The organism is Brevundimonas alba (genome assembly GCF_011927945.1).
Classification (GTDB): domain Bacteria; phylum Pseudomonadota; class Alphaproteobacteria; order Caulobacterales; family Caulobacteraceae; genus Brevundimonas; species Brevundimonas alba.
The window spans coordinates 1,199,501-1,225,286 of record NZ_JAATJM010000001.1; the positions used below are offsets into that span (position 1 = coordinate 1,199,501).

At 69.7% G+C, this 25,786-nt stretch carries 28 protein-coding genes; 20 read left to right on the plus strand and 8 right to left on the minus strand.

All coding sequences use genetic code 11. The annotated features are described in order from the left end of the window. Positions 1–64: 64 nt before the first annotated feature. Positions 65–2,959, minus strand: a complete 2,895-nt coding sequence (gene secA / locus GGQ87_RS05975) for a preprotein translocase subunit SecA (protein WP_168045761.1) — start codon at positions 2,957–2,959, stop codon at positions 65–67. A gap of 244 nt (positions 2,960–3,203) precedes the next feature. Between secA and GGQ87_RS05980 the strand changes: the two genes are divergently transcribed. Genes GGQ87_RS05980 through GGQ87_RS06005 form a run of 6 tightly spaced genes read left to right on the plus strand, consistent with a single transcriptional unit; the run spans position 3,204 to position 6,691 of the window. Then, on the plus strand, positions 3,204–4,181 hold the full coding sequence (locus GGQ87_RS05980) for a peptidylprolyl isomerase (RefSeq protein WP_168045762.1): 978 nt from the start codon (positions 3,204–3,206) through the stop codon (positions 4,179–4,181). Next, positions 4,178–5,563 (plus strand): bifunctional glutamate N-acetyltransferase/amino-acid acetyltransferase ArgJ, encoded by a 1,386-nt coding sequence (gene argJ / locus GGQ87_RS05985; RefSeq protein WP_168045763.1) that lies wholly within the window; start codon positions 4,178–4,180, stop codon positions 5,561–5,563. Before GGQ87_RS05980 ends, argJ begins: the two co-directional genes overlap by 4 nt. An 18-nt stretch (positions 5,564–5,581) precedes the next feature. Next, positions 5,582–5,788, plus strand: coding sequence for a hypothetical protein (locus GGQ87_RS05990; protein WP_168045764.1), 207 nt, complete (start codon positions 5,582–5,584; stop codon positions 5,786–5,788). Beyond that, on the plus strand, positions 5,769–6,086 hold the full coding sequence (locus GGQ87_RS05995; protein ID WP_168045765.1) for a type II toxin-antitoxin system RelE/ParE family toxin: 318 nt from the start codon (positions 5,769–5,771) through the stop codon (positions 6,084–6,086). The genes GGQ87_RS05990 and GGQ87_RS05995 overlap by 20 nt, the downstream gene beginning before the upstream one ends. Further along, positions 6,083–6,490, plus strand: coding sequence for a (deoxy)nucleoside triphosphate pyrophosphohydrolase (locus GGQ87_RS06000; protein ID WP_168045766.1), 408 nt, complete (start codon positions 6,083–6,085; stop codon positions 6,488–6,490). The genes GGQ87_RS05995 and GGQ87_RS06000 overlap by 4 nt, the downstream gene beginning before the upstream one ends. Positions 6,491–6,508: 18 nt before the next feature. Continuing rightward, positions 6,509–6,691, plus strand: coding sequence for a Flp family type IVb pilin (locus GGQ87_RS06005; RefSeq protein ID WP_168045767.1), 183 nt, complete (start codon positions 6,509–6,511; stop codon positions 6,689–6,691). Between the two features lie 18 nt (positions 6,692–6,709). On the opposite strand, the gene GGQ87_RS06010 is transcribed toward GGQ87_RS06005, so the two are convergent. Further along, positions 6,710–7,597 (minus strand): class I SAM-dependent methyltransferase, encoded by an 888-nt coding sequence (locus tag GGQ87_RS06010; protein WP_168045768.1) that lies wholly within the window; start codon positions 7,595–7,597, stop codon positions 6,710–6,712. Between GGQ87_RS06010 and GGQ87_RS06015 the strand changes: the two genes are divergently transcribed. The 7 genes from GGQ87_RS06015 to GGQ87_RS06045 are packed head-to-tail and all read left to right on the plus strand — an operon-like array spanning position 7,596 to position 11,774. Then, complete coding sequence (locus GGQ87_RS06015) at positions 7,596–8,402, plus strand: ComF family protein (protein ID WP_168045769.1); 807 nt, start codon at positions 7,596–7,598, stop codon at positions 8,400–8,402. The two genes, GGQ87_RS06010 and GGQ87_RS06015, sit on opposite strands and share 2 nt — an antisense overlap. A gap of 24 nt (positions 8,403–8,426) precedes the next feature. After that, a complete protein-coding gene (grxC, locus tag GGQ87_RS06020; protein WP_168045770.1) occupies positions 8,427–8,684 on the plus strand; it encodes a glutaredoxin 3 in 258 nt (85 codons plus the stop codon). Beyond that, positions 8,684–9,520, plus strand: coding sequence for a carbon-nitrogen hydrolase family protein (locus GGQ87_RS06025; RefSeq protein WP_168045771.1), 837 nt, complete (start codon positions 8,684–8,686; stop codon positions 9,518–9,520). Before grxC ends, GGQ87_RS06025 begins: the two co-directional genes overlap by 1 nt. Then, positions 9,517–9,948, plus strand: coding sequence for a DUF1178 family protein (locus GGQ87_RS06030; protein ID WP_168045772.1), 432 nt, complete (start codon positions 9,517–9,519; stop codon positions 9,946–9,948). The genes GGQ87_RS06025 and GGQ87_RS06030 overlap by 4 nt, the downstream gene beginning before the upstream one ends. A gap of 6 nt (positions 9,949–9,954) precedes the next feature. Continuing rightward, on the plus strand, positions 9,955–10,785 hold the full coding sequence (locus GGQ87_RS15615) for a DUF6597 domain-containing transcriptional factor (RefSeq protein WP_168045773.1): 831 nt from the start codon (positions 9,955–9,957) through the stop codon (positions 10,783–10,785). Positions 10,786–10,815: 30 nt separating this feature from the next. Beyond that, entirely contained in the window at positions 10,816–11,271 is a 456-nt protein-coding gene (locus GGQ87_RS06040) for a DUF6265 family protein (protein ID WP_168045774.1), read from the plus strand. 26 nt (positions 11,272–11,297) lie between these two features. After that, a complete protein-coding gene (locus GGQ87_RS06045; RefSeq protein WP_168045775.1) occupies positions 11,298–11,774 on the plus strand; it encodes a GNAT family N-acetyltransferase in 477 nt (158 codons plus the stop codon). Positions 11,775–11,778: 4 nt separating this feature from the next. On the opposite strand, the gene GGQ87_RS06050 is transcribed toward GGQ87_RS06045, so the two are convergent. Both GGQ87_RS06050 and ubiG read right to left on the minus strand, forming a co-directional pair. Continuing rightward, positions 11,779–11,994, minus strand: coding sequence for a hypothetical protein (locus tag GGQ87_RS06050; RefSeq protein WP_168045776.1), 216 nt, complete (start codon positions 11,992–11,994; stop codon positions 11,779–11,781). A gap of 106 nt (positions 11,995–12,100) precedes the next feature. Then, positions 12,101–12,847, minus strand: a complete 747-nt coding sequence (ubiG, locus tag GGQ87_RS06055; RefSeq protein ID WP_245161420.1) for a bifunctional 2-polyprenyl-6-hydroxyphenol methylase/3-demethylubiquinol 3-O-methyltransferase UbiG — start codon at positions 12,845–12,847, stop codon at positions 12,101–12,103. A 112-nt stretch (positions 12,848–12,959) separates the two neighbouring features. Here ubiG and GGQ87_RS06060 point away from each other — a divergent pair, with 112 nt between their 5' ends. The 6 genes from GGQ87_RS06060 to GGQ87_RS06085 all read left to right on the plus strand — a co-directional run bounded on the left by GGQ87_RS06060 (position 12,960) and on the right by GGQ87_RS06085 (position 20,566). Further along, a complete protein-coding gene (locus GGQ87_RS06060; protein ID WP_168045778.1) occupies positions 12,960–14,234 on the plus strand; it encodes an aspartate kinase in 1,275 nt (424 codons plus the stop codon). 113 nt (positions 14,235–14,347) lie between these two features. Continuing rightward, positions 14,348–16,552, plus strand: coding sequence for a phosphoenolpyruvate--protein phosphotransferase (ptsP, locus tag GGQ87_RS06065; RefSeq protein ID WP_425339269.1), 2,205 nt, complete (start codon positions 14,348–14,350; stop codon positions 16,550–16,552). Positions 16,553–16,815: 263 nt separating this feature from the next. Continuing rightward, positions 16,816–17,850, plus strand: coding sequence for a helix-turn-helix domain-containing protein (locus GGQ87_RS06070; protein ID WP_342448310.1), 1,035 nt, complete (start codon positions 16,816–16,818; stop codon positions 17,848–17,850). A gap of 56 nt (positions 17,851–17,906) precedes the next feature. Further along, positions 17,907–19,046 (plus strand): flavodoxin-dependent (E)-4-hydroxy-3-methylbut-2-enyl-diphosphate synthase, encoded by a 1,140-nt coding sequence (gene ispG / locus GGQ87_RS06075; RefSeq protein ID WP_168045781.1) that lies wholly within the window; start codon positions 17,907–17,909, stop codon positions 19,044–19,046. Positions 19,047–19,101: 55 nt separating this feature from the next. Further along, on the plus strand, positions 19,102–19,977 hold the full coding sequence (locus tag GGQ87_RS06080; protein ID WP_168045782.1) for an alpha/beta hydrolase family protein: 876 nt from the start codon (positions 19,102–19,104) through the stop codon (positions 19,975–19,977). A 1-nt stretch (position 19,978) separates the two neighbouring features. Further along, complete coding sequence (locus GGQ87_RS06085) at positions 19,979–20,566, plus strand: glutathione S-transferase family protein (protein ID WP_168045783.1); 588 nt, start codon at positions 19,979–19,981, stop codon at positions 20,564–20,566. Here the strand turns inward: GGQ87_RS06085 and GGQ87_RS06090 are convergent. Continuing rightward, complete coding sequence (locus tag GGQ87_RS06090; protein ID WP_168045784.1) at positions 20,563–21,342, minus strand: sulfite exporter TauE/SafE family protein; 780 nt, start codon at positions 21,340–21,342, stop codon at positions 20,563–20,565. The two genes, GGQ87_RS06085 and GGQ87_RS06090, sit on opposite strands and share 4 nt — an antisense overlap. Positions 21,343–21,504: 162 nt before the next feature. Between GGQ87_RS06090 and prfA the strand changes: the two genes are divergently transcribed. Next, positions 21,505–22,572 (plus strand): peptide chain release factor 1, encoded by a 1,068-nt coding sequence (prfA, locus tag GGQ87_RS06095; RefSeq protein WP_168045785.1) that lies wholly within the window; start codon positions 21,505–21,507, stop codon positions 22,570–22,572. 3 nt (positions 22,573–22,575) lie between these two features. Here prfA and recF read toward each other — a convergent pair whose 3' ends face one another. The 3 genes from recF to dnaN form a co-directional block, all read right to left on the minus strand. After that, positions 22,576–23,709 carry a DNA replication/repair protein RecF gene (gene recF, locus GGQ87_RS06100; RefSeq protein ID WP_168045786.1) on the minus strand — a complete coding sequence of 378 codons (1,134 nt, stop codon included), beginning with the start codon at positions 23,707–23,709 and terminating at the stop codon, positions 22,576–22,578. A 158-nt stretch (positions 23,710–23,867) separates the two neighbouring features. Next, a complete protein-coding gene (locus tag GGQ87_RS06105) occupies positions 23,868–24,266 on the minus strand; it encodes an SseB family protein (protein ID WP_168045787.1) in 399 nt (132 codons plus the stop codon). A gap of 3 nt (positions 24,267–24,269) precedes the next feature. Then, positions 24,270–25,388 (minus strand): DNA polymerase III subunit beta, encoded by a 1,119-nt coding sequence (gene dnaN / locus GGQ87_RS06110; RefSeq protein ID WP_168045788.1) that lies wholly within the window; start codon positions 25,386–25,388, stop codon positions 24,270–24,272. Positions 25,389–25,786 lie beyond the last annotated feature (398 nt).

Sequence of the window (25,786 nt, forward strand, 5' to 3'; positions counted from 1 at the left end):
GCCGATAGCGAGGCGGGGCCCCGCGCTCAAGCCGCGAGCGACCGCGTCGCGAGCGATAGCGCCCTTAAACCAGCGTCCCGTGGCAGTGCTTGAACTTGCGGCCCGAGCCGCAGGGGCAGTCGGCGTTGCGCGGCGTCCGCTCCCAGTTGATCGGCAGGGCGCCGACGGGCAGCCGGGCGCGATCGTCGCCCTGCAGCACGCCTTCGGGCGACTGGGCCATCGGATCGGCCATCTCGTTCTCGCCGGTGCCCGGGTTCAGGTGGATTTCCTGGAACTCCGGCAGCTCCATCGCCGGCGGCTGCTCGAAGCGGAATTCCACCGTCATCAGCCAGCGGGTCACGTTGTGGCGCAGCTCGTAGAGCAGCGTCTCGAAGAGGTTGAAGGCCTCGGTCTTGTACTCGTTCAGCGGATCGCGCTGGCCGTAGCCGCGAAGGCCGATGACGCCACGCAGGTGATCGAGGTGCACGAGGTGCTCGCGCCAGTTCATGTCGATCATCTGCAGCATGAACTGCTTCTCGAGGCCGCGCGTCTGGTCGGCGCCGATGAGGGCCAGCCGTTCGGCGGCGCGGGCGTCGGCCGCGGCCATGACCCGTTCCTCGATCTCCTCGTTCGAGACGCCTTCCTCGGCCGCCCAGTCGTGCAGCGGCAGCTCGAGGCCCAGCGTCGACCGGACCTTCTCGTCGAGCCCCTCGATGTCCCACTGCTCGGCATAGGCCTTGGGCGGCATATGCTTTTCGATCAGGTCGGAAATGACGTCGTTGCGGAACTCGGCGACCAGTTCGGACAGGTCCTCGGCGTCCATGAACTCCTGGCGCTGCTCGAACACGGCCTTGCGCTGGTCGTTCACGACGTCGTCGTATTTCAGCAGGTTCTTGCGGATGTCGTAGTTGCGGGTCTCGACGCGCTTCTGGGCGGTCTCGACGGCGCGGTTCAGCCACGGGTGCGAGATCGCCTCGCCCTCGGCCACGCCGAAGCTGCGCATGATGGCGTCCAGACGGTCGCCGGCGAAGATGCGCAGCAGGTCGTCCTCGCAGGACAGGAAGAATTTCGAGGTGCCGGGGTCGCCCTGACGGCCGGTCCGGCCGCGCAGCTGGTTATCGATGCGGCGGCTCTCGTGGCGTTCGGTGCCGAGCACGAACAGGCCGCCGGCGGCCAGCGACTTCTGCTTCTGGACCGCGATCTCGGCCTTGAACTCGGCCTCGATGGCGGCCTCGCTCTCGGGCGTGACCTCGATAGCCATGTTGCGCTGGTCCTGACGCCACTTCTGCAGCTTCATTTCCAGGTTGCCGCCCAGCTGGATGTCGGTGCCGCGGCCGGCCATGTTGGTAGCGATGGTGACCACGCCGGGCAGGCCGGCTTCAGCGACGATATAGGCTTCCTGCTCGTGCTGACGGGCGTTCAGCACGCTGTGCGGAATGCCGCGGCCGCGCTTGATCTCGATGTCGAAGTCTTCGTCCGTGAGGGCCTGATAAGCCTTCTTCGCCTCGCGCCGGACCTTTTCGTCGTCGCTGGCGGCCTTCTCCAGCAGGTGCTGGTGCTGCGCCTTCAGCGTCTTGAGCGGAACCTCATACTCGTAGGTCTTGAGCAGTTCGGACAGGACCTCGGACTTCTCGATCGACACAGTGCCGACGAGGATCGGCTGACCTTTGACGTGGCATTCGGCGATCAGGCCCGCGATGGCCAGGTTCTTCTCGGCGGCGGTGCGGAAGATTTCGTCGTCGTGGTCGATCCGCTTGATCGGACGGTGCGTCGGCACCTCGAGGACATCCATCTTGTAGATGTCGAGGAATTCCTGGGCCTCGGTCGCCGCCGTGCCGGTCATGCCGGACAGCTTTTCGTAGAGGCGGAAATAGTTCTGGATGGTGACCGAGGCCAGGGTCTGGTTCTCGGGCTGGATCTTGACGCCTTCCTTGGCCTCGATGGCCTGGTGCAGGCCCTCGGACAGACGGCGGCCCTGCATCATCCGGCCGGTGAACTCGTCGATCAGCATGACCTCGCCGGCCTTGATGATGTAGTCCTTGTCCTTCTGGTACAGGGTGTTGGCGCGCAGGGCCTGGTTGATGTGGTGCACCAGGCTGATGTTGGCGGCGTCATAGAGGCCGGTGGTGTCGGCGGCGAACAGGCCGCGCGTCTCCATGATCTCCTCGATCTTCTCGGAGCCTTCCTCGGTCAGCAGGGTCTGCTTCTGCTTCTCGTCGAGGTCGAAGGTCGACGGGTCCTTGATCAGCTCCTTGATGATCTCGTCGACGGTCAGATAGAGGTCCGAACGGTCCTCGGTCGGGCCGGAGATGATCAGCGGCGTGCGCGCCTCATCGATCAGGATGGAGTCGACCTCGTCGACGATGGCGAAGTGGTGCGGGCGCTGCACCATCTCGCGCCGGTCGTAGACCAGGTTGTCGCGCAGATAGTCGAAGCCGAACTCGTTGTTGGTGCCGTAGGTGATGTCGGCGGCGTAGGCGGCCTGGCGCTGACCCGACGACAGGCCGTTGACGATGACCCCGACCTCCATGCCGAGGAAGCGGTAGACGCGGCCCATCCACTCGGCGTCGCGCCGGGCCAGATAGTCGTTGACGGTGATGACATGGACGCCCTTGCCGCTGAGGGCGTTCAGATACACCGGCGCCACGGCGACAAGGGTCTTGCCCTCGCCGGTGCGCATCTCGGCGATGCCGCCGTCGTGCAGGATCATGCCGCCGGTCAGCTGGACGTCGTACTGGCGCTGGCCGAGCACGCGTTTGGAGGCTTCGCGGGCGACGGCGAAGGCCTCGTTCATGATCTTGTCGAGCGTCTCGCCGGCGGACAGACGATCCCGGAACGTATCCGTCATCATCCGCAGCTCGTCGTCGGACAGGGCGGCGAACTTGTCCTCGAGCGCGTTGATCTTCTGCACCCGGCCCATGAAGTCCTTGACCTTGCGGTCATTGGAGGAGCCGAAAATCTTCTTGGCGATGCCGAGCATGAATGATCCGAAGGCGGGCGAGCGGCTGGGGCTCTGGTACTGGAACGGTCCCGAAGGAGCGGCGACGATGCTGCGCCGGGCGAGGCCTCGGCGGCGGCGGCCCGGCGCCCCTGATCACAGGCGCGCGCAAGGGCCGCGCGAACGTTCGAAAACCCCTCGACTTGGGCGCAGGCGGGACTTAAGCACCGGCCTTATCCCTGTCAACGCGAGGGCCTTTGCCGCCCGTGACGGAGCACGCCCCGAAATGAGCCTCATCCCGTCCCGGAGTCTGGCCCGCGCCCTGTTCCCGGCGCTGCTGGCGGTGGTCCTCGCCGTCTCCGCCTGCGCGCGTGGCGGGGGCTCCGACCGGCCGCCGGAACCCGGCGATCGTGCGGTGGCCAAGGTGCAGGACGAAACCATCTGGGCTTCCGACGTCAAGCGCGAGGCGGTGGCCCAGGGCCTCGTCGGCGAGGGCGAGCCGCTGGACGTCACCTCGGACCTGTTCCGCCGGGTGCTGGACGAGGTCATCGACCAGAAGCTGCTGGCCCGCGAGGCCGAGCGCCGCGGCCTCGACAACTCCGCCCTGGCCCAGCGCCGCCTGGCCGCCACCCGCGAGCGCATCCTCGGCGACATGCTGGTCGAGACGGTCGTCAACGGCACCATCGACGACAAGGCGGTCGAGACCATCTACCGCGAACAGGTCCGGCTGGCCGAAACCTCGGAGGAAATCCGCAGCCGCCTGATCCTGTCGCGCACGCGGGAAGAAGCCGACGCCGTCATCGGCCTGCTGGCCCAAGGCTCGGCCTTCGAGGCGGTGGCCCAGCAGCGCTCCATCGACGAGGCGACCCGCTTCTCGGGCGGCGACCTCGGCTACGCCACCCTCGACGTCCTGCCGCAGGCCTATGCCGACGCACTGCGCGACAAGCCCGCCGGCTCGACCGTGGGGCCGTTCCAGACCGAGGGCGGCTGGGCCGTGCTGCGGGTCGAGGACCGCCGCCGCGAGACCCCGCCGACGCTGGAGCAGGCCCGGCCGCAGATCGTCCGCTACCTGACCTATGAAGGCGTGCGGCAGCTGCTGGAGCAGCTGCGCGGCAAGGCCGAGGTCGATGTGCTGTTGGACGGGGAGGCCACGACCCGCGAGCCCGCCTCGGCTCCGGCGAAGGCTCCCGCCGCGCCGGCCGCGGTTCCGGCCGCGCCCCCTCTGGTCGTTCCCGCCGCTCCGGCGCCCGTGAAGGCCCGATGAGCCGCCCGCCCGCGCCGGGCCGGAGCTCGACCGGCCACAAGATCGAGCAGGCGCTGGAGAAGGCGCTGGACCCGCTGACCACCGCGCTCAAGCGCGCCACAAGCCCGGCCACGCCTGCCGCCCCCGCCGCTCCGGGCAAGCCCGGCCTGCAGGTCTCGCCGCTGGCCGTGCCCTTCCCGGCCATACCGCCCATCGCCGGGGTGGAGATCGCCACCGCCCGCGCCGGTTTCTACAAGCACGAGCGCGACGATCTGGTGGTGTTCAGCTTCGCCCGCGGCACGACCTGCGCCGGCGTCTTCACCCGGCACAAGGTCGGATCGGCTCCGGTCGACTGGTGCCGCCGCCATCTGGACGCCGAGGGCGGCGGATCGGATGTTCGGGCGCTGGTGGTCAACGCCGGCTGCGCCAACGCCTTCACCGGCAAGGCGGGGGCCGACGCCGCCCGCCGCACGGCCTCAGAGGTGGCCAAACGCTTCGGCTGCCGTCAGCGCGACGTCATGCTGGCCTCGACCGGGGTGATCGGCGTGGTTCTCGATGACCGCAAGATCGCGGCCCGGCTGCACGATATCGAGGCGGGGCTGGACCCCGATGCCTGGCTGCGCGCCGGCCAGGGCATCATGACCACGGACACCTTCCCCAAGGGCTCGTTCGCCGAGTGCGAGATCGAGGGGCATACGGTGCGGATCGCCGGCATCGCCAAGGGCTCTGGCATGATCGCCCCGGACATGGCGACCATGCTGGCCTTCATCGTCACCGACGCCTGCATCCACCCGAACGTGCTCAGGGCCATGCTGGGTCTGCACGTCCGGACCACCTTCAACAGCGTCACGGTCGATGGCGACACCTCGACCAACGACACCTGCCTGATCTTCGCCACCGGAGCCTCCGGCGCGCCGCGCGTCGGCCGGGTCGGCGACCGCCGGCTGCAGGACTTCTCGCGCGCGCTGGACAAGGTCATGCTCGACCTTGCCCACCAGCTGGTCCGCGACGGCGAGGGCGCGACCAAATTCGTCAAGATCACCGTCGACGGCGCCGCCAGCCCGGCCTCGGCCCGCAAGCTGGCCAAGTCGATCGCCGACAGTCCCCTGGTCAAGACCGCCCTCGCCGGCGAGGACGCCAACTGGGGCCGGGTCGTCATGGCCGTCGGCAAGACCGAGGAACCGGTCGACCGCGACCGCCTGGCCATCCGCTTCGGCCCCCATGTCGCCGCCATCGAAGGCGCGCCGTCGCCCCACTACGACGAGGCGGCGATGAGCGCCTATATGAAGAACGCCGAGATCGACATCACCGTCGACGTGGGCTCCGGCCGGGCGTCGGCGACCGTTTGGACCTGTGACCTGACCAAGCGCTACGTCGAGATCAACGGCGACTACCGGAGCTGACGGTGTTATCGTGCCGGCATGTCTCGCGCTGACGCATGCCCCGACGCCTGCCTGAACGATGCCGAGTTCGACGCCCTCGCTCGCGGCGAATTGGCGCCGGCGGCGCTGGACCGGCTCCGGACGCAGGTTCAGGCCGTGCTGGATGATCCCGCGGACGGAGTCAGTCACGACGCCGTATGGTCGCACCTCGAACAGCGCATGAAGCGTGCCGCTCGCGCCGCTTGACCTGATCTACCGCCGCGAAGCGGTCGCCGACCTCGACAATCTGTTCGAATACATCGCCGCCGATCGGCCCCGTGCAGCGGAGCGTTTCCTGCTCGAGATCAAGAGGGCTTGCGAGGGTCTCCGCTGGTTTCCGATGATCGGGCGCCAGCTCGATCCAGCGGACGACCGGGTGCGGGTCCTGACGGTGCGACGGCGCGCCGCGATCAAATTCTTCGTCCACGAAGGCGCGGTGCACATTCTCGGAATCAGCTACTGGGGACGAGATCTCGCCGCCTTTTTCGAAGGACGACAGCCTTGAAAGCCCTTCCCACCGTCCTCGTCGTCGCCGTGGCCCTGATCGATGCGGACGGGCGGGTGCTGATCGCACAGCGGCCGGAGGGCAAGCAACTGGCCGGGCTGTGGGAGTTTCCGGGCGGCAAGGTCGATCCCGGCGAGCGGCCGGAGGGCGCCCTGATCCGGGAGCTGAAGGAAGAGTTGGACATCGACGTGAACGAGGCCTGCCTGGCTCCGTTCGTTTTTGCGAGCCACGCTTACGATTCGTTTCACCTGTTGATGCCATTGTATCTGTGCCGACGCTGGTCGGGGGTGGTTCGGAACCGCGAGCACGCGGCTCTGAAGTGGGTCCGGCCGAACCAGTTGGCCGATTATCCCATGCCTCCGGCCGACGAACCCCTGGTCGCCTGGTTGCGCGACCTTCTCTAGCCGCCGAAGGAGGGGGCCATGCGAGCTCTGCTCTCCCGGTTCCGGGCCGACGAAAGCGGCGCGACCGCGCTTGAATACGGGCTGATCATCGCCCTGGTCTTCCTCGTGGCGCTCGCCGGCATCACCGCCTTCGCCAGCGCGGGGACGGGCACGTTCAACGAGGCCATGGGCAAGCTGGCGGCGGCGATCGGCGCGAACTGAGGCCCTGCAGGCCTCCGCTCAGTCTTCCTCGCCGGTCCATTCCCTGACCCCGAGCGCATCCGCCAGCCGGACCTTGGCCGAACCGCGCGGCAGCGGCTTCTGCTGGCCTTCATGCGGCGCCCAGCCCGCGAGATGGACGATCTCGAACGTCGCCCGGATACGGCCGTCCGGGTCGGCAAACCGCTCGGCGTAGAGTTCGGCGGCGCGCGCCAGCATGGCCCGGCTCATCGGCCGGACGGCTCCGGCCAGCGCATTGGTCTCGCCCATGGCGCGCAGATCGCGGACGAGGGCATAAAGGTCTGGATAGCGCACCGTCAGCCGGTCCACGTCCGAAACCGGCAGGGCGAAACCGGCCCGCTGCAGCAGGGCCGCGCCGTCGAAACCGTCGGCGAAGGGCGAAACCCGCGCTTGGGCCCCGCCGCGCACCTCCAGCTCGGCCTCGGTCAGCACGGCGCGAAGTTCCTTGAGGGTGCCGGCGCCCAGCAGGGCCCCCAGAAACAGCCCGTCTGGCCGCAGGGCGCGGCGGATCTGGGCCAACGCTCCCGGCAGGTCGTTGGCCCAGTGCAGGCTCATCAGGGAGACGATCAGGTCCTGCGACTGATCAGGCAGGCCCAGCGGACCCGCCCCGGGCGCGGCCCGCGCCGCATCGTCCCCGGGGGTGTGCACCGCGCCGACCCGGCCGGCGGCCGCGCTGTCGGCCAGCAGGCGTGCGAATGGGCCGGGCCGGGCCGACAGGTCGACGGCGTCGGTAAAGTCGCGCAGGATGACTTCGAGGCTGTTCACCGCGTTTTCGGCGGCCCGCACGTGCAGGAAGTCGGCCGCGGCGAACGTCTTTTTCCCCCGCGCCAGTTTCGCCGCGCGGCGTCGGCTGTCGAAGATCTGGGGCGGTCCGGGGGAGGCGGTCATGGTCCATCAGGATGGGGGCTGGCGCGAGCGATTGGAAGCCGGCGGCTCGCGGGTCGCGCTCGGTTTGCGCGCCTTGGGCCGGGGCGCAGCCGACCTTCTGATGCCGCCGCTGGCGCATGACAGCCCTGAAGCCACGGCCTCGGCGGGACTGACGCCGGATGCCTGGACCAAGGTGATCTTCCTCGAAGACCCGGTCTGCGACGGCTGCGGCGCCGGGTTCGAGATGGACGGCGGCGTGTTTGCGGCCCCGCGCTGCGCCGCCTGTCTGGCCCAGCCCTACGCCTTCGCCCGCGCCCGGGCCGCCTGCGTCTACGACGAGGCCTCGCGCGGCCTGATCCTCAAATTCAAGCACGGCGACCACCAGCCGTTCGCGCCGCTGTTCGCCTGCTGGCTCAGCCGCGCCGCCGCGCCCCTGCTGGATGAGGCCGACGCGGTGGTCCCCGTGCCGCTGCACCGGTTCAGGCTGCTATCGCGGCGCTTCAACCAGGCGGCGGAGGTCGCCCGGCCGCTCGCTCGGGGCGCCGGCTTGGACTATCTGCCCGACGCCCTGGTCCGGCAGACGCACACCACGACCCAGGGCGGCAAGTCCGCGCGCGGACGGCGGCTCAACGTCAAAAAGGCCTTCGCCGTCAGCGAGGAAGGCCGCCGCAGGATCAAGGGGCGGCGCATCCTTCTGGTCGACGACGTGTTGACCACGGGCGCCACCGCCGAGGCCTGCGCTCGCGCGCTGATCGAGGCCGGCGCCCGCGCTGTCGACCTGGCGGTCATCGCCCGGGTGCGAACCGCGCGGGAGTTGCCTACATAGCCGCTACAGACACTGGAGATCCCCTTGGCCGACGTCGTCATCTACACCAAGCCCGGTTGCCCCTACTGCATCGCCGCCAAGTCCCTGCTGGACAAGAAGGGCGCCGAGTTCACCGAAATCGTCGCCTCGAACGACCCGGCGAAGAAGCAGGAGATGATCCAGCGCTCCAACGGCCGCATGACCTTCCCGCAGGTCTTCATCGACGAGAAGCACATCGGCGGCTCCGACGAGTTGCATGCGCTTGACCGGCGGGGCGAGCTGGATCCATTGCTGGCGGCCTGATGACCCATGTCCCCGTCGCCCTAATCCAGACCCGCACGCCGGCCGGACCGGCGGCCGCCTTCGCTCATGTCGAGCCGCTGATCCGCGAGGCGGCGGCGGGCGGGGCGAAGCTGATCCTGACGCCGGAAGCGACCAATTTCCTGATCCAGGACCGCGCCGCCCGCGATGCGGTGCTGGAGACGCAGGACCGGGACGAGGCGGTCGGCAGGCTGCGCGATCTGGCCCGCGAACTGGGGGTCTGGCTGCTGATCGGCTCGGCCATCGTCAGGTCGGGCCGGGACGGCGACGACCGCGCCGCCAACCGGTCGCTGCTGATCGACGATGCGGGCGAGGTGGTCGCGACCTACGACAAGCTGCACGTCTATGACGTCGACCTGCCGACCGGCGAGCGCTGGCGCGAGAGCGCCTCGATCCGTCCGGGCGACGGCGCGGTGGTGGCCGGGACGCCTTGGGGCGGGCTGGGCATGACCATCTGCTACGACATCCGCTTCCCGCAGCTGCATCGCGCCCTGGCCAAGGCCGGGGCCGTGATGATCGCCGTGCCCGCCGCCTTCACCGTCCCGACGGGCGAGGCGCACTGGGAGACGCTGCTGCGCGCCCGCGCCATCGAGACCGGCTGCTATGTGCTGGCTCCGGCTCAGGCGGGCGCTCACGAGGACGGCCGCAAGACTTGGGGTCGCTCGACCGTCGTGGCGCCGTGGGGCGAGGTGGTGGCCAAACTGGATCACGACGAACCCGGCGTGCTGTTCGCTTCGCTTGATCTGGAGGCAGTGACCAAGGCGCGGCAGGCCGTGCCGCAACTGACTCACGACCGCGAATTCGCGCTCCCGTCATGATCCGCTACGCCCTCCAGTGCGACCACGACCATGGCTTCGAAGCCTGGTTCGGCGGGTCGGCGGACTATGACGATCAGGCCGCGCGAGGGCTGGTGTCCTGCCCCTTCTGCGGTTCGACCTCGGTCAGCAAACAGATCATGGCGCCCGCCGTCGCGGGCACTCGCAAGACGGCTCCTGCGCCCGACCCTGCGAAAATGCAGGGCATGATGATGCAGATGGCGCGGGAGGTCCGCAGCCATGTGGAGCAGAATTTCGACTACGTCGGCGACGCCTTCGCCCGCGAGGCGCGCGACATCCACGAAGGCCGCTCCGAGAAGCGCGAGATCTACGGCGAGGCCACGCCCGCCGAGGTGAAGAAGCTGAAGGAGGACGGCGTGCCCTGCGCGCCCCTGCCGTCCCTGCCGCCCGATCCCTCGACGCTGAACTGACGCGCCGTGTCGGGGGAGGGGGATCGCTATCAGGAGTTCGAGCCGCCCGCCCCGCTGCGCCCCTTCGTGCGCACGATCTGGACCTACGCCGCCCCGGCGCCTGAGCCGGCAGTGCAGCGGATCGCCCCGGACGGCTGCCCCGAACTGATCGTCGACATCGGCTCGCCCTATGAGGAGCAGGGCCCCGACGGCGTTTTCCGCCTTCAGCCGCCGGCACTCTTCGCCGGGCAGATGACCCGGCCGCTGGCGCTCAGGCCGGTCGGTCCGGTGGAACTGGTCGCCGTGCGTTTCGAACCGGACGGCGCGCGGGACTGGCTGGGTCTGCCGCTTGCCGAGGCGACCGACCGGCGTCTGGACATGACGGCGCGGACCGCCGAGGTGAGGCCCCCCGTCATCGCCCGCGCAGGCGATCCTGAGGCGCAGGTCGAGGTCGTCGTCCACTGGCTCGAGGCGCAGCGTCGCGCAGCGAACTGGGCGCTCGATCCCGTGGTGCGGGCCGAGGTGGAGGGCGCCGAACAGGAAGAGCAGGCCGCGACGCGATCACCCGCCGAGCACCGCGCCCTGCAGCGCCGCTTCCGCGACCGGGTCGGCATACCGCCGCGCATCCTGCGGTCGATCCTGCGGTTCCGCCGTGTCTTCGATCACGCCGGGGAACCCGAGTCCGAGGGGTGGCTGCAGGCGGGGTTGGACGCGGGGTATTTCGATCAACCGCAGCTGGCGCGGGACTTCCGGCGCTTCCTCGGCTGCACGGCGACCGAATGGGCCCGGGAGCAGGTCGGACTGGCGCGGCTGATCGCGTCGCAATCCTACAAGCCGGGGCCGCTGTCGCCGCACTAGGGTCCGGACGAACCAGAGGGGATTTCACAGATGCCGACCGCCGCCCTGATCGCCGCCGTCCTGTTGCAAACCGCGCCCGCCGCCAGCGACGTCTCATGGATGGCCGGCTACTGGCTGGACTGCTCGGGCGGCCGAGAGGCCTCGGAAACATGGAGCGATCCGCGCGCGGGGTTGAGTGTCGGTCATGCCGTGACCCTCTCCGGCGGCGAGGCGTCGTTCGAGGTCTCGCACATCGGGCCGACGCCGCAGGGCTTCGCCTATGTCGCCCAGCCGGACGGCGCGCCTCCGACCGTCTTCGTGCTGGCTGAGACCGGTCCGCGGCGCGTCGTGTTCGCCAACCCGGAAAACGACTTTCCGACGCGGGTCATCTATGAACGCGACGGCGACGCCCTGAAGGCCCGGATCGAGGGCGAGATCGACGGGCAGGCGCGGAGCATGGAATGGAATTTCAAGGCGGCCCCGCTGAACACCCGCTGCCCGGCCTGAGCAGAGAGGGCCTGATCTGGAGGCCGATGACCGCGGCCGATCTGGATGCCGTGGCCCGGATCGCCGTCCTCGGCTTCCCCGATCATTTCGAGGGCCGGGACTGTTTCGAGAACCGGCTGGCTCTGAACCCTGGCGGCTGTTTCGTGCTGGCCGGCGAGGACGGCCGGCCACGGGGCTATCTGGTCGCCTATCCGTGGCGGGCGGAGAGCGCCCCGGCGCTGAACACCCTGATCGAGGCCCTGCCGGCAGATGCGGACGTCATGTATCTGCACGACCTCGCCCTGCACCCTGAGGCGCGGGGCGGCGGCTGGACGGCGCCGATCGTCGAGCGGCTGGCGGCGGAGGCGAAGGCCGCCGGATGGCCGGCCCTTGCCCTCGTGGCGGTCAACGACGCCGCGCCCTTCTGGGAAAGACACGGCTTTCAGGTCGTCGAGAACCCGGCGATGGCGGCGAAGCTGCGAACCTACGGGCCCGACGCCCGCTACATGCTCCGCCGCCTCTAAAGGCCTAGCTGCGGGTCCAGCCCTTGCCGGCCATGCAGTCGCGGAAGGCGTCGTTGTGGCGGTTGCCGGCCTCGGCGCGGCAGGCGTCGCGGGCCTCGTCGAAGGGCTGGGCGTTGTTGCCGTGCCAGGCGTCGTCGCTGTCCGAGGCGTCGATGACGGTGACGCAGGCCGAGGACATCAGGCTGGCGGAGACGGCGGCGAGGATCAGAAGGCGTTTCATGGGGAGCTCCGGCTGAGGAGGTTGAGGAATGTCTCCTCATCCCACCGCCAAGCTTGGCTGTCCCGTTACTTCGACGTCAGGTCCATGAACGCTGGATGAACCGTGGTTAGTCGCGCGTGGCGACCATCATGTAGTTGATCCCGGCGTCGTCGCTCTCGCTCCAGCGGTCTGTCAGGGGATTATAGACCAGGCCGTACGGGCCGCTGACCGCCACCGGCTCTTCCGACAGCATCAGCCGGATCTCGTCCGGCTTGAGGAACTGGTTCCAGTCGTGCGTTCCCGCCGGGACCCAGCGCAGCACATATTCCGCCGCGATCTTGCCGAGGGCCAGCGACTTCAGGGTCCGGTTCAGGGTGGCGACGATCATCATGCCGCCCGGCTTCACCAGCCGCGAACAGGTGCGGACGAAGGCCTTCGGATCGGCGACGTGCTCGATGACCTCCATGGTCAGGACGACGTCGAACGGCCCCGCGCCCTCCGTCTCGATCTGCTCGACCGTCGCGGCGCGGTAGGCGATGTCGAGGCCCTGCTGTTCGGCGTGGACGCGGGCCGTGCCGATGTTCTCGGACGAGGCGTCGATGGCGGTCACGTCAAAGCCCAGACGCCGCATCGGCTCGGCGATGAGGCCGCCGCCGCAGCCGACGTCCAGCAGGGTCAGGCCGGCGAAAGGTTCGCGGCTCCGGATGTCCCGCCCGAACCGCTCCGCCGCCCGGTCGCGGACGAAGCCCAGCCGGGCCGGATTGAACTTGTGCAGCGGCGCGAACGGCCCGCGCGCATCCCACCATTCCGCGGCCTGGGCCGAGAACCGCGCCACATCGGCGGGATCGATCGAAGGGCCGGCGGCGCGGTCCATGGACTCCCCGCCGCTTTGGGGTTTGCGCGCCGATAGCGTGTCGGTAGAAGCGACCATGAGCCGAGGGATGAACCCGGACGGTTCTCCTTGCAAGACGGAGCGCTACGCCACGATGACGCGGCCAGAGTCTGATCGGCTGGTGATGAAGTTCGGCGGCACCTCGATGGGCGACCTCGAGCGCATCCGCCGCGCCGCCCGCATCGTCGCCGCCGAGGCCGCCTCGGGCAAGAAGATCGCCGTGGTGGTCTCGGCCATGGCCGGCAAGACCAATGAGCTGGTCGCCTGGACGGACGGCGCCGGAAGGCCGGGGCAGGGCATCGAGCTGTCGGACGACGAATACGATGTCGTGGTCGCCTCGGGCGAGCAGGTGACCTCGGGCCTGCTGGCCCTGACCCTGCGCAACATGGGACTGAACGCGCGCAGCTGGATGGGCTGGCAGATTCCGATCCTCACCGACGACGCCCACGGCCGGGCCCGCATCGAGGACGTGCCGGGCGAGGTGCTGGGCGCGGCTCTGGACAAGGGCGAGATCGCGGTGGTGCCCGGCTTCCAGGGCGTCACCCGCGACGGCCGGATCACGACGCTGGGCCGGGGCGGCTCCGACACCTCGGCGGTGGCCGTGGCGGCCGCGCTGGGCTGTTCGTGCGACATCTACACCGACGTCGACGGCGTCTACACCACCGACCCGCGCATCGAGTCCCGCGCCCGCCGCCTCGAAAAGGTCTCCTATGAGGAGATGCTGGAGATGGCCTCGCTCGGGGCCAAGGTGCTTCAGACCCGCTCTGTCGAGCTGGCCATGGCGAAACAGGTCCCGGTCCGGGTTCTGTCCAGCTTTATCGAACCCGACGAAAACGGCGTCCTGCCCGCCAAGTCCGGCACCCTGATCTGCGACGAGGAGGAAATCGTGGAAAAACGCATCGTATCCGGCGTGACCATGAGCCGTGACGAGGCCCGCATCACCTTGCTGGGCCTGTCCGACCGCGTCGAGGCGCCCGCCGACGTCTTCACCCGCCTGGCCGAGGCCAACGTCAATGTCGACATGATCGTGCAGTCGCAGGCCCGCACCGAGGGAGCAGTCAACCTGACCTTCACCACCGGCCGCCGCGATGCGCCGCGCGCCGCCGAACTCATGCGCGCCGCCCAGGCACAGATCGGCTTCGAGGAGCTTCGCGTCGACGAGGACGTGGCCAAGGTCTCGGTCGTCGGCGTCGGCATGCGCAGCCACGCGGGCGTCGCCCAGACCATGTTCCGGGCCCTCGCCGACAAGGGGGTCAAGTTCCAGGCCATCTCGACCTCGGAGATCAAGATCAGCGTCCTCATCGATGCGGCCTATGCGGAACTGGCCGTTCGTGCGCTTCATTCGGCCTACGGACTGGAAGCGGTCTAGAATCTAAGCTTGGCGGCGCCCATCTGCGGCGCTGATCAATGGGAGGGGCCATGCCGGTTGGCGGATTGACGACGAGGGGGCCGCGGAACCTCCTTCGCCAGATCCGCGAGGCTATGGCGGGGGCGGCGCCCGCGCAGGACCGTCTCGACACCGTTGTCAAAATCATCGCCCAGTCGATGGTCGCCGAGGTGTGCTCCATCTATCTGCGGCGCGCGTCCGGCGAGCTGGAGCTGTTCGCCACCCAGGGCCTGAAGCCCGAGGCCGTGCACACGACGCGACTGCGCCCCGGCGAGGGCCTCGTCGGCGAGGTGGCCCGGTCGGCCGAACCGATCAGCCTGTCCGACGCGCCGTCGCACCCCAGCTTCGCCTACCGGCCCGAGACGGGCGAAGATCCGTACCACGCCTTCCTCGGCGCTCCCCTGCTGCGCGGCGGCCGGGCTATCGGCGTCCTCGTCGTCCAGAACCGCTCCGAGCGGCGCTATGACGAGGAAGAGGTCGAGGACATCCAGACCATCGCCATGGTCCTGGCTGAGACCGTGGCCTCGGGCGAGCTGCTGGCGCAGGACGAGCTGCGCGACATCGAGGTGGCCCCGCACCGGCCCGAGCGGCTCAAGGGCCAGCGGTTCGCCGAAGGCCTCGCCTACGGCCACGTCGTCCTGCACGAGGCGCCGGTCCCGCCCGACAAGATTCTGGCTGAGAACCAGCAGGTCGAGGAAGTCCGCCTTCGCGAGGCGCTGGTCGCCCTCAAGGCCAATATCGATTCCATGCTCGAGGGCGGGCAGGGCAAGCTGGCGGGCGCCTCGTTCGAGGTGCTGGAAACCTACCGGATGTTCGCCGACGACCGCGGCTGGAACCGGTCGCTGGAAGAGGCGGTCCGCACCGGCCTGACCGCCGAGGCCGCCGTGGACCGGGTGCGCAACGAACACCGCGCCCGCTTCGCCAACGCCCGCGACCCCTATATCCGCGAGCGGCTGCACGACTTCGAGGACCTCGCGAACCGGCTGCTGCGGGTGCTGGCGGGCGACCGGCCGGGCGAGCGCGACTTGCCCGATGACGCCATTCTCGTGGCGCGCAATCTCGGGCCGGCGGACCTGCTGGAGTATCCCCGCCACAAGATCAGGGGCCTGCTGCTGGAGGAGGGGTCGGCCGCCAGCCACGCCGCCATCGTCGCCCGCGCGCTTCAGATCCCCTGCGTCGGCCGCCTCATGGGCCTGCGCGACCGCCTGTCCGAGGACGACCTCGTCATCGTCGACGGCGAGACCGGCGAGGCCTATCTGCGGCCCCGCCCGGACATGCTGTCGGCGGTCCAGTCGCGCATCGAGGTGCGCAGCCAGCGGCAGGCCGAATTCGCCCGGCTGCGCGACGTCGAGGCGGTCACCCGCGACGGAACCCGGATCACCGTCCTGACCAACGCCGGCCTCGCCGTCGATCTGGAGAACCTCGACGCCACCGGGGCCGAGGGCATCGGCCTGTTCCGCACCGAGTTCCAGTTCATGGTCTCGGAAGAACTGCCGCGCCTCGACAGCCAGGCCGCCCTGTACAAGCTGGTGCTGGACACGGCGGGCGACCGGCCGGTGACCTTCCGCACCCTCGACATCGGCGGCGACAAGGTCCTGCCCTATCTGGTGACGGAGCGTGAGGAGAACCCCGCCCTGGGCCGCCGCGCCATCCGCCTCGGCCTCGACCGGCCCGGCCTGCTGCGGCTGCAGCTGCGGGCGTTGCTGACCGCCGCCGCCGGACGCGAGCTGCGCGTCATGTTCCCCATGATCGCCACGGTCGACGAGTTCCGCGCCGCGCGTGAACTGGTCGATGTCGAGTGCGACTGGGCCCGGCGGCGGGGCCGGGCGCTGCCGGCGCTGCTCAGGGTCGGGGCGATGATCGAGTGCCCGTCGCTGCTGTGGCACCTGGACGCCCTGCTGCCGCTGACGGACTTCGTCTCGATCGGCACCAATGATCTGTTCCAGTACATGTTCGCCGCCGACCGGACGAACCCGCTGGTGTCCGACCGCTACGACCCGCTGTCGCCGCCGGCTCTGCGGGCCCTGGCCGAGATCCAGAAGAAATGCGCCGAGACCGGCACGCCCGTGTCCGTCTGCGGCGAGCTGGCGGGCCGACCGCTGGAGGCCTTCGCCCTGCTGACGCTGGGCTATACCCGGCTGTCGGCTCCGGCGGGCGGCGTCGGGCCGGTCAAGCGGATGATCCTGTCGGCCGATCTGCCCGCAGCCCGGCGCGGCATGGCCAACCTGCTCGGCTCCTCCTCGGGTTCGATCCGCGGCGAACTCGAGTCTCTGGCCCGGAAGTTGAACATCACGATCTGAAACCTCCGCGCCCGACACGGCCGGATGCCTAACAAATCGTTGATCGGTCAACTCAAATGAGTTATCCACAAGTCGGAACCGGGTGGTTTGCGGGGGCAAGCCCGAACTGTCATCCCGATATGATACAGGCCCGGGGTTCGAGTACGGCGTGCGTTGAGTCCTTTCGCGCGCCGAGTATGGGGTCAGGCCGGATGGCGCTGGATACGGGGAACTCCCCCGACGAGTTTCGGGACCATCCCGAGTGGAAGGACATGGTTCCTTCCGTGACCGACGCGCCGACTCTCGGCGACGGCCTCCGCATCGCCCGCGCCCACTCCGGCCGCTCGCTGGCCGAGCTGTCCACCATCACCCGGGTGCCGTCCCGCTATCTGACGGCTCTGGAGCAGAACGACTTCTCGGTCCTGCCCAACCGCGTCTTCTCCATCGGCTATGTCCGCGCCTATGCCGGAGCCCTGGGTCTGGACGAGCAGCTCGCGGTCGAGCGGTTCAAGCGCGAGAGCCCCGATCCCTCGGTGCCGCTGCAGCCGCCGGTCGGCGTCGCCTTCGAGGAAGTCCGCCGCTATTCGCCCCGCCTGATCGCCGCCGGTCTGGCGCTGGTGCTGGCCGTGGTCGGCTGGAACGTCTTCCAGCGCGTCAGCCTGATGCGCGCGCCCCAGCCGTCCGACATCGCCGCCGTGCCCGAAAGCTGGACCCTCGGCGCCGTGCCGGGACAGGAGCAGTTCATGCGCCTGACCGCGCCGCGCCCCGCGCCGCCGGACCAGACCGTGCCCGCCCTCTACATCACGCCCGGCCTCGAAGCCCAGTTGACCGGCATTGATCCCGCCTCGCCCGAGGGCCTTGCCGCCGCGGCAGCCGCCGGGCCGCCGGTGCAGAAGGCCTTCAATCCGCGCGGGGCCATCTACGGCGCCGCCGCCAGCGCCTCGCAGGTCGTGCTGCAGGCCCGCAAGTCCGCCTATCTGATCGTGCGCATGGCCGACGGCCGCGTGCTGTTCGCCCGCCAGCTCGCTGCCGGCGACGCCTGGCGCGCGCCGGCCAACGTCGCCGCCACGGTCGACGTGCCCGATCCGGCGGCGTTCGACGTCTATCTGAACGGCGAGCACGGGGGCGCCCTCGCGGCGGCCGAAACCCCGCTGAGCCAGCTGAACCAGCGGGCGCAGGCGCTCGGTCGTCAGGCAGCCGCCGCCGTCGCCGCCCGCACCGAGGCCGCCCGCACCGCCGCGGTCCAGGCGCAGGCCCAGGCCCAGCTTCAGGCCTCGACCACGGTGCAGCAGATCGTCTCCACCAGCGTCGGAGGCTAGGCGCGACGCCGTGCGTCGTGGCCATGCCGCAATCGTGAGCCTATGTTGCGCCCGTCATGAGCGCTGACCATTCGCACATCCGTCCCTGGCGTCACATCGAACGCCGCAAGAGCCGCCAGATCATGGTGGGCAATGTGCCTGTGGGCGGCGACGCGCCGATCACCGTCCAGTCGATGACCAATACCCCGACGTCGGACGCCTCGGCGACGATCGACCAGATCCGCCGGCTGGAAGAGGCGGGGGCCGACATCGTCCGCGTCTCCTGCCCCGACGAGGACTCGACCGCCGCCTTCCGCACCATCGCGCGCGAGGCCCGCGTGCCGCTCGTGGCGGACATCCATTTCCATTACAAACGCGGCATGGAGGCCGCCCAGGCCGGCGCCGCCTGCCTGCGCATCAACCCGGGCAACATCGGCTCGCCCGACCGCGTCCGCGAGGTCATCCAGGCCGCCAAGGACCACGGCTGCTCGATGCGGATCGGCGTCAACGCCGGCTCTCTGGAGCGCGAGTTGCTTGAGAAATACGGCGAGCCCTGCCCGGACGCCATGGTCGAGAGCGCGCTCAACCACGCCCGCATCCTGCAGGACCACGACTTCCACGAGTTCAAGATTTCGGTGAAGGCGTCCGACCCCTTCCTGACCGTCGCCGCCTACCAGCAGCTGGCCGAGGCCATCGATTGCCCGCTGCACCTCGGGGTGACCGAGGCGGGGCCGCTGCGCACCGGCACGATCAAGTCGGCCATCGGCATGGGCTCGATGCTGTGGGCCGGCATCGGCGACACCATCCGCGTCTCGCTGGCCGCCGATCCCGTCGAGGAGATCAAGGTCGGCTTCGACATCCTCAAGTCGCTGGGCCTGCGCCATCGCGGCGTGAACATCATCGCCTGCCCGTCCTGCGCGCGGCAGGGCTTCAACGTGATCGAGACGGTCGGCATTCTCGAGGAGAAGCTGGCCCATGTGACCACGCCCATGTCGCTGTCGATCATCGGCTGCGTCGTCAACGGCCCGGGCGAGGCCCTCTATACCGACGTCGGCTTCACCGGCGGCGGCAAGGGCTCGGGCATGGTCTATCTGAACGGCAAGACCGCCCACAAACTGGCCAACGAGGGCATGGTCGACCACATCGTCGAGCTGGTCGAGGCCAAGGCCGCGGAACTGGACGCCGCCCGCATCGCTGCCCTCGAAGCCGCCGAGTAGCCGCCGGGCCGGGGCTGGGCTACGGAGGAGGTCTCCTCCTTATCCCGGGCCCGTCATGAACCGCTTGCTGACCCTCCTGCGCCTGAGCCTGTCGCTCGCGGCGGCCCTGTCGCTGGTCCCCGTGGCCCCGGCGCTGGCGCAGACCGCCGGCGCTCAATTCGCCCCCGCCTCCGCCGCCGAACATATCGAGCTCCCGGCCAGCGGCGGCCGCACCATCGACGTCAGCGTCTGGCAGGCGGCGGAGGAGCGCGGCGTCGTTGTCTTCAGCCACGGCTACAACGGCGCGCCGGGCGCCTACAGCCGCATCCTGTCGAAATGGGTCGAGGCTGGCTTCACCGTCGTGGCTCCGCTGCACGTCGATTCCCTGCGCCACCCTCAGCACGACCAGTTCGACGGCCCGGCGGCCTTCTCGACCCGGATCGAGGACCTCGCCGTGGTCCGCGGCTTCGTCAAGGCGACCCGGCCCGGCCTGCCCATCATCGCCGCGGGCCATTCGTTCGGCTCGCTGATGTCGCTGATCGAGGGCGGGGCGCGCACCGTCGCCGGCCCTCTGGGCGACGCCGACGTCAAGGCCATCGTCGCCTTCTCCTCCGCCGGTGACCTGCAGGGCGTCGTCCTTCCCGACACCTACGCCGCTCTCGCGACGCCCATGCTGATGATCACCGGCGACGCCGATCTGGTGCCGCAATACGTCACCGACTGGCATGCGCACCGCAGCCCGTTCGACCGCTCCGCGCCCGGCGACAAGATGCTGATGGTCTTCGCCGGCGCCGACCACAGCCTCGTCCGCAACGCCGACGAGGCCGACTTCGACCTGATCGTCCGCGCCACCACGGCCTTCATGGAGGGCTACGGCCTCGGCGATCCGCAGGCACGCGCCGCCGCCCAGTCCCTTGCCGCGCCCGAGGGCGTGTCCATCGAAAGACGCTGAGATGAAACTCTACATCACCGGGCCGTCGCCCTACGCCCGCAAATGCCGGATCGTGGCGCGCGAGAAGGGCGTGCCGCTCGAGGAACTCTCGACCGACCCCTACGCCAACGCCGTCGAACTGCTGGCCTCGAACCCGCTGGTGCAGGTGCCGACCCTGATCGCCGAGGACGGCCTGCCGCTGAACGACAGCCCCGTCATCTGCGAATACCTCGACGAGATCGGGACCGGCCCGCGCCTGCTGCCCGAGGGCGGCGCCGGGCGGCTGCGCGTGCGGCGGGTCGAGACCCTGGCCGACGGTGCGCTCGAAATGGGCGTCAAACTGCTGCTGGAGAAGCGCCGGCCCGAGCACGAGCGGTCGGCATCCTGGATGGAACGCTGGACGACCAATATGGCCCGCTCGCTCGACGCGCTGGAGGCGCAGGACCTGAGCGCCGACGACCTGCACATGGGCACAATCACCGCCGCCGTGGCCATGACGTGGATCGGCTTCCGCCACCCGGACTTCGACCTCGGCAAATGGCCGAAGCTGGGTGCGCTCCAGACCGCGCTCGAGGCCCGGCCGAGCTTCATGGAAACGCGGCCCGCCTAGGCGACCAGACCGGCCAGTTGCGCGCCCTGAAACGCCGCCAGCAGCACCAGCACCGCGCCGACGGCATAGGTCATGGCCCGCTGCGGCACGCGCTTGACGATCAGCCCCGCGAAGGGCGCCGCGATCAGGCCGCCGACCACCAGCCCGCCCACCGCCGCGGCGTGATTCTCCAGCGCCCCCGCCTCTTTCCAGTGACCGCTGACCAGCGACCAGACGAAGGTCGCGCTGATCGCCATGGTGAGGAAGAACTCCGCCGTGTTCACCGTGCCGATGGCGCGGCGCGGCTCCTGCCCCGCGCCCACCAGCGTCGAGGACACAGTCGGTCCCCAGCCGCCGCCGCCGATGGCGTCGAGGAAGCCCCCGATCAGTCCGACCGGCGTCGCCATCCAGGTGCGGATCCGCTTCGGCTTGATGTCGTGCCCCGCTCGCCAGAGGATCCAGCAGCCCATGATGGCGAGGTAGGCGACGACGAACGGCTTCACGACGCCGCTCTCCAGTCCGGCCAGCACATAGGCGCCGAGACAGCCGCCGATGACCCCGGCGATGGCCAGCGGGACGAACAGCCGCCACTCGACGTTCTTGTGCAGCACATGGCTGCCCGCCGAGGCCGCGGTGGTGAAGACCTCGGCCCCGTGAACGCTGGCCGAGGCCATGGCCGGCGGCACGCCGAACGCCAGCAGCACCGAGGACGAAATCACGCCATAGGCCATGCCCAGGGCGCCATCGACCGACTGCGCCAGAACGCCGACGGCCAGAAACAGCAGGAAGGTTTCCATGGAGCCCCTTGCATGGCGGACGCCGTCCGCCCTCCAGGAGCTAATGCGCGAGACGCCGGGCCGTAACAGCTACGCTGTAACTTTTCCGTCAGACCCGGCGCGGCGGGGATTGGACAGGGCGCCGCTTGCCGGATAGGAGATCGGCCCCTCCCGGAGAAACCCTTGCGACTGCCCCAGGCCCGGCTCGATCAGGTGCTCGACCGCTTCCACCAGGTGGAGGCGCGCATGGGTGCGGCCACGGACGGTCAGGAGATCGTGCGCCTGTCCAAGGAGCACGCCGAGATCAAGCCGGTCGCCGACGCGGTCATGGCCCTGGCCCGCATGCGCGCCGAGATGGCCGATCTCGAAGTCATGGCCGCCGATCCGGAGATGGCCGACATGGCCGCCGACGAGCTGGAGACGCTCAAGGCCCGCCTGCCCGACATGGAGCGCGACGTCGCCCTGCTGCTGGCCCCGCGCGACGCCGACGAGAACGCCTCGGCCGTGCTGGAAGTCCGCGCCGGCACCGGCGGCGATGAGGCCGCCCTGTTCGCCGGCGACCTGTTCCGCATGTATTCGCGCTACGCCTCCACGCGCGGCTGGCGGGTCGAGGTCGACAGCGCCACCGAGGGCGAGGCCGGCGGCTACAAGGAGATCATCGCCACCGTCACCGGCGACGGCGTCTTCGGCCGCCTCAAGTTCGAAAGCGGCGTCCACCGCGTCCAGCGCGTCCCGACCACCGAGGCCGGCGGCCGCATCCACACCTCGGCCGCGACCGTCGCCGTCCTGCCCGAGGTCGAGGACGTCGAGATCGAGATCCACGACAAGGACATCCGCATCGACACCTTCCGCGCCTCCGGCTCGGGCGGCCAGCACGTCAACAAGACGGACTCGGCGGTGCGCATCACCCACCTGCCGTCCGGCATCGTGGTGACATCCTCGGAGAAGTCGCAGCACGTCAACCGCGACAAGGCGATGAAGAACCTGCGCGTCCGCCTCTACGACATGCAGCGGCAGGAAAAGGACCTCGCCCGCTCCAGCGCCCGCAAGTCGCAGGTCGGCTCCGGCGACCGGTCCGAGCGCATCCGCACCTACAACTTCCCGCAAGGCCGCGTCACCGACCACCGCATCGGCCTGACCCTGCACAGCCTGCCCCAGATCCTCGAGGGCGACCTCGACCCCATGCTGAACGCCCTGATCGCCGAAGATCAGGCGGCAAGGCTGGCGGATCTGGAAGCGGAGTTCGGGTGAGGCTCACCCCTCCGTCGTCAGCCCCCCGCCTTCGACCCTGACAAACTGCGCCCGGCCCCGCAGCGGCTCGAACAGCTCCGCCTCGGTGCCGGTCATGAAGGCCTGCAAACCCAACGCCTCGATCTCGTCGAACAGGGCGGCGCGCCGGCGCGTATCGAGATGCGCGGGGGCCTCGTCCAGCAGCAGGATGGGCGCCGCCGGCTGATCGGCCAGCCGGGCGATCTGGGCGAGGATGAGGTTCAGCACCAGCGCCTTCTGCTCGCCCGACGACCCCTCGGCCGCGGGCCGGTTCTTCTCGCGGTGCAGGGCGGTCAGGTCGGACCGGTGCGGGCCGTATAGCGACCGTCCGGCGGCGGCGTCGCGGGCGCGGCTGCGGGCCATGCCCTCGCGGATGCCCTCCGCGATCGCCTCCGGCCCCGCCCCCACGCCCGCCATCGCCTCGGCCTCGCCGGTCAGACCCAGATCGGCTTGAGGGAAAGGCCGGTCGCCGCGCCCGTCGATGGCCGCCTGCAGAGTGGCCAGGGCCGCGGAGCGCGCCATCGCCGCGGCGGCCCCCGCCTCGCCCAGCCGGAGCTCCAGCGCGTCGAGCCACAGCGGGTCGGCCGGCTGGCCCTCGGCCCCGTCGGTCAGCAGACGCAGCCGTTCGCGCAGCGCCTTCTCATAGGCCGACACCGAGGCGGCGTGATCCGGCTCCGCCGCAAACACCAGCCGGTCAAAGAATTTCAGCCGCTCCGCCCGCGCGTCCGAGAACAGCCGGTCCTGCTCCGGCGTCGCCCACACCGGCCGCAGATGCTCCAGCAGCCGCCCCGGCTGCGCCGTCTCCCCGTCGATGCGCACGATCCGCCGCGCCGCGCCCGGGGACTGCACACCGGTGCCCAGCTTCGTCTCTTCCTCGCCGTCGGTCAGCACCGCCGCCACGGCCCAGGCCCGGCCGCCTGACTCGCCCGGCTCACGCCGCCCCATCTCCGGCGCCGTCGCCCCGCGCAGCCCCTTGCCCGGGGTGAACAGGCTCAGCGCCTCCAGCAGATTGGTCTTCCCCGCCCCATTCGGCCCATGCAGCACCACCGTCCCCGCCGCGATGGACAGGGTCGCCGCCGCATAGGAGCGGAAATCGGTGAGGGTGAGGGACTGGATCAATTCTACTTCCGCTCATCCGGGCGAAAGCCGGGACCCAGTCCTTTTGCCCAAGCTCAGTCGGGCAGTCCAAACGTATCGAGCAGGTCTATCCAGACCGGGGCTCGATTTTTTGATCAGTTCCACTTTCAAGGCCCGCTTGCAGCGCCAGCCGGGCGCGCTCAGGCCGCACGCGCCTTCATCCGGGCCACGCCGGAGGGCGGCATGCTGAAGCCGACGGCCTCGCCGGGATTCACGGCCACGCCGTATTCGTCGCCGACCACATTCAGAATCCAGTCGGCGCGCACCTGAAGCGCGTGGGGATATTGAGGCGCGTTGCCGGCCCACCTCGAGCACTTGCCGGCGGTGGTGAAGACGACGAGCGCCAGATGGCCCTGTGGCGTCGACACCGTCAGCGGCGAGAGAGTCTGAGGGTCAGGGCCCGGGTCTTCCGCGAGCATGACGACGACGTACGAGCTCATGAACGCCGAGGCGAGGTCGTCGAGGCTTCCGCCGTCGTGTGCGGCCATGATCGCCGCTTCCAGCGCCGCGCCGGCCTCCTCGGGCGGGGGGACCTGCACGTCCTAGACCCGCAGCGGCATCAGCACATATTGCACGCCCGGATCGCCCGGATCGAGGACCAGCGTCGGGCTGGCCGGGTCAGCGAATTTGAAGTGGGCGGTCTCGCCGGTGATCTGGCCGGCGACGTCGAGCAGATAGCGGGCGTTGAAGCCGATCTCGAAGGGCTCCTCGGAATAGCCGATCTCGACCTCCTCGACCCCCTGTCCGGCCTCCATGTTGCGCACCGTCAGGGTGACGCGGTCCAGCTCGAAGGCCAGTTTCACCGACCGGCTCTTCTCGGCCGAGATGGTGGCGACGCGGTCGACGGCCGAGGCGAAGACGGCGTTGTCGATGTCGGCCTGTTTGTCGTTCCCCTTGGGGATGACGCGCATGTAGTCAGGGAAGGCGCCGTCAATGACCTTGGACGTCAGCGACGCCTGGCCGAATTCGAAGCGGATCTTCTGCGGCGAGACCATGACCTCGACCGCGCCCGAGCCGTCGTCCAGCAGGCGGCGGACCTGATCGATGGTCTTGCGCGGGACGATCACGCCGGGGCCGCCCGCGGCGCCCTCGGGGGCGGGGGTCTCTGCCAGGGCCAGACGGTGGCCGTCGGTGGCCACGGCGCGCAGCAGCGGAATGCCCGCCTCGGCCACGGTGTGGAGATACAGGCCGTTCAGATAATAGCGGGTCTCCTCGGTCGAGACCGCGAACCGGGTCTTGTCGATCAGCCGCGCCAGGTCTTCCTTCGGCAGGGTGAAGCGGGCGCCCGAGGTGTCGGTCGACATGACCGGGAAGTCGCCGGCCGGCAGCACCGGCAGATTGAACTTGGACCGTCCGGCCTGAACCACCAGCCGGGGATCGTCGCCGGAATAGCTCAGCGACACTTCGGCGCCGTCGGGCAGCTTGCGGACGATTTCGTAAAGGGTGTGGGCCGGGGCGGTGATCTGGCCCTCGAAGTTCACCGTGGCCTCGGCTTCGTCGACCATCTCCATGTCGAGGTCGGTGGCGGCGAAGCTCAGCTTGTCGCGTCCGGCGCTGAGCAGGACGTTCGACAGGATCGGAATGGTGTTGCGGCGCTCGACGACGCTCTGCACGTGGCCGAGGGCCTTGAGGAGCGCGGATCGTTCGATGGTCAGCTGCATGTCGTCTCGCCCGGCTGCGGCGACTCAAAGCGTCACCGCGAATAGAGGGCCTTGGACACTAGCGGATTGGCGGCGCGGGGCAAGGAAGGGGCGGGGGCTGCCGGGCGCCTGACCCGGGACGAGGCGGCGACTGTCTGTGGACAACCGCCGGGACGGGCCTGCGGGACCGTGACGCTGTGCTGACAATCCGCGGATTTATAGTCGGATAGCGCCGACAATTCCTTGCCCCGTCAGCCGGTTGACGATTTCTCGATCCGATTTGTCCGCCTGAGAAACGGGCGGGAGCATACTCCGGCTCTTCCCGCCTGCCCGGTCTTTGACAATCGAACCACCCCTCCGCCGCCGTCGAAGGCGGAGACGAGATGAGCAAAGCGGACTCTACGGACGCTACGGACCGT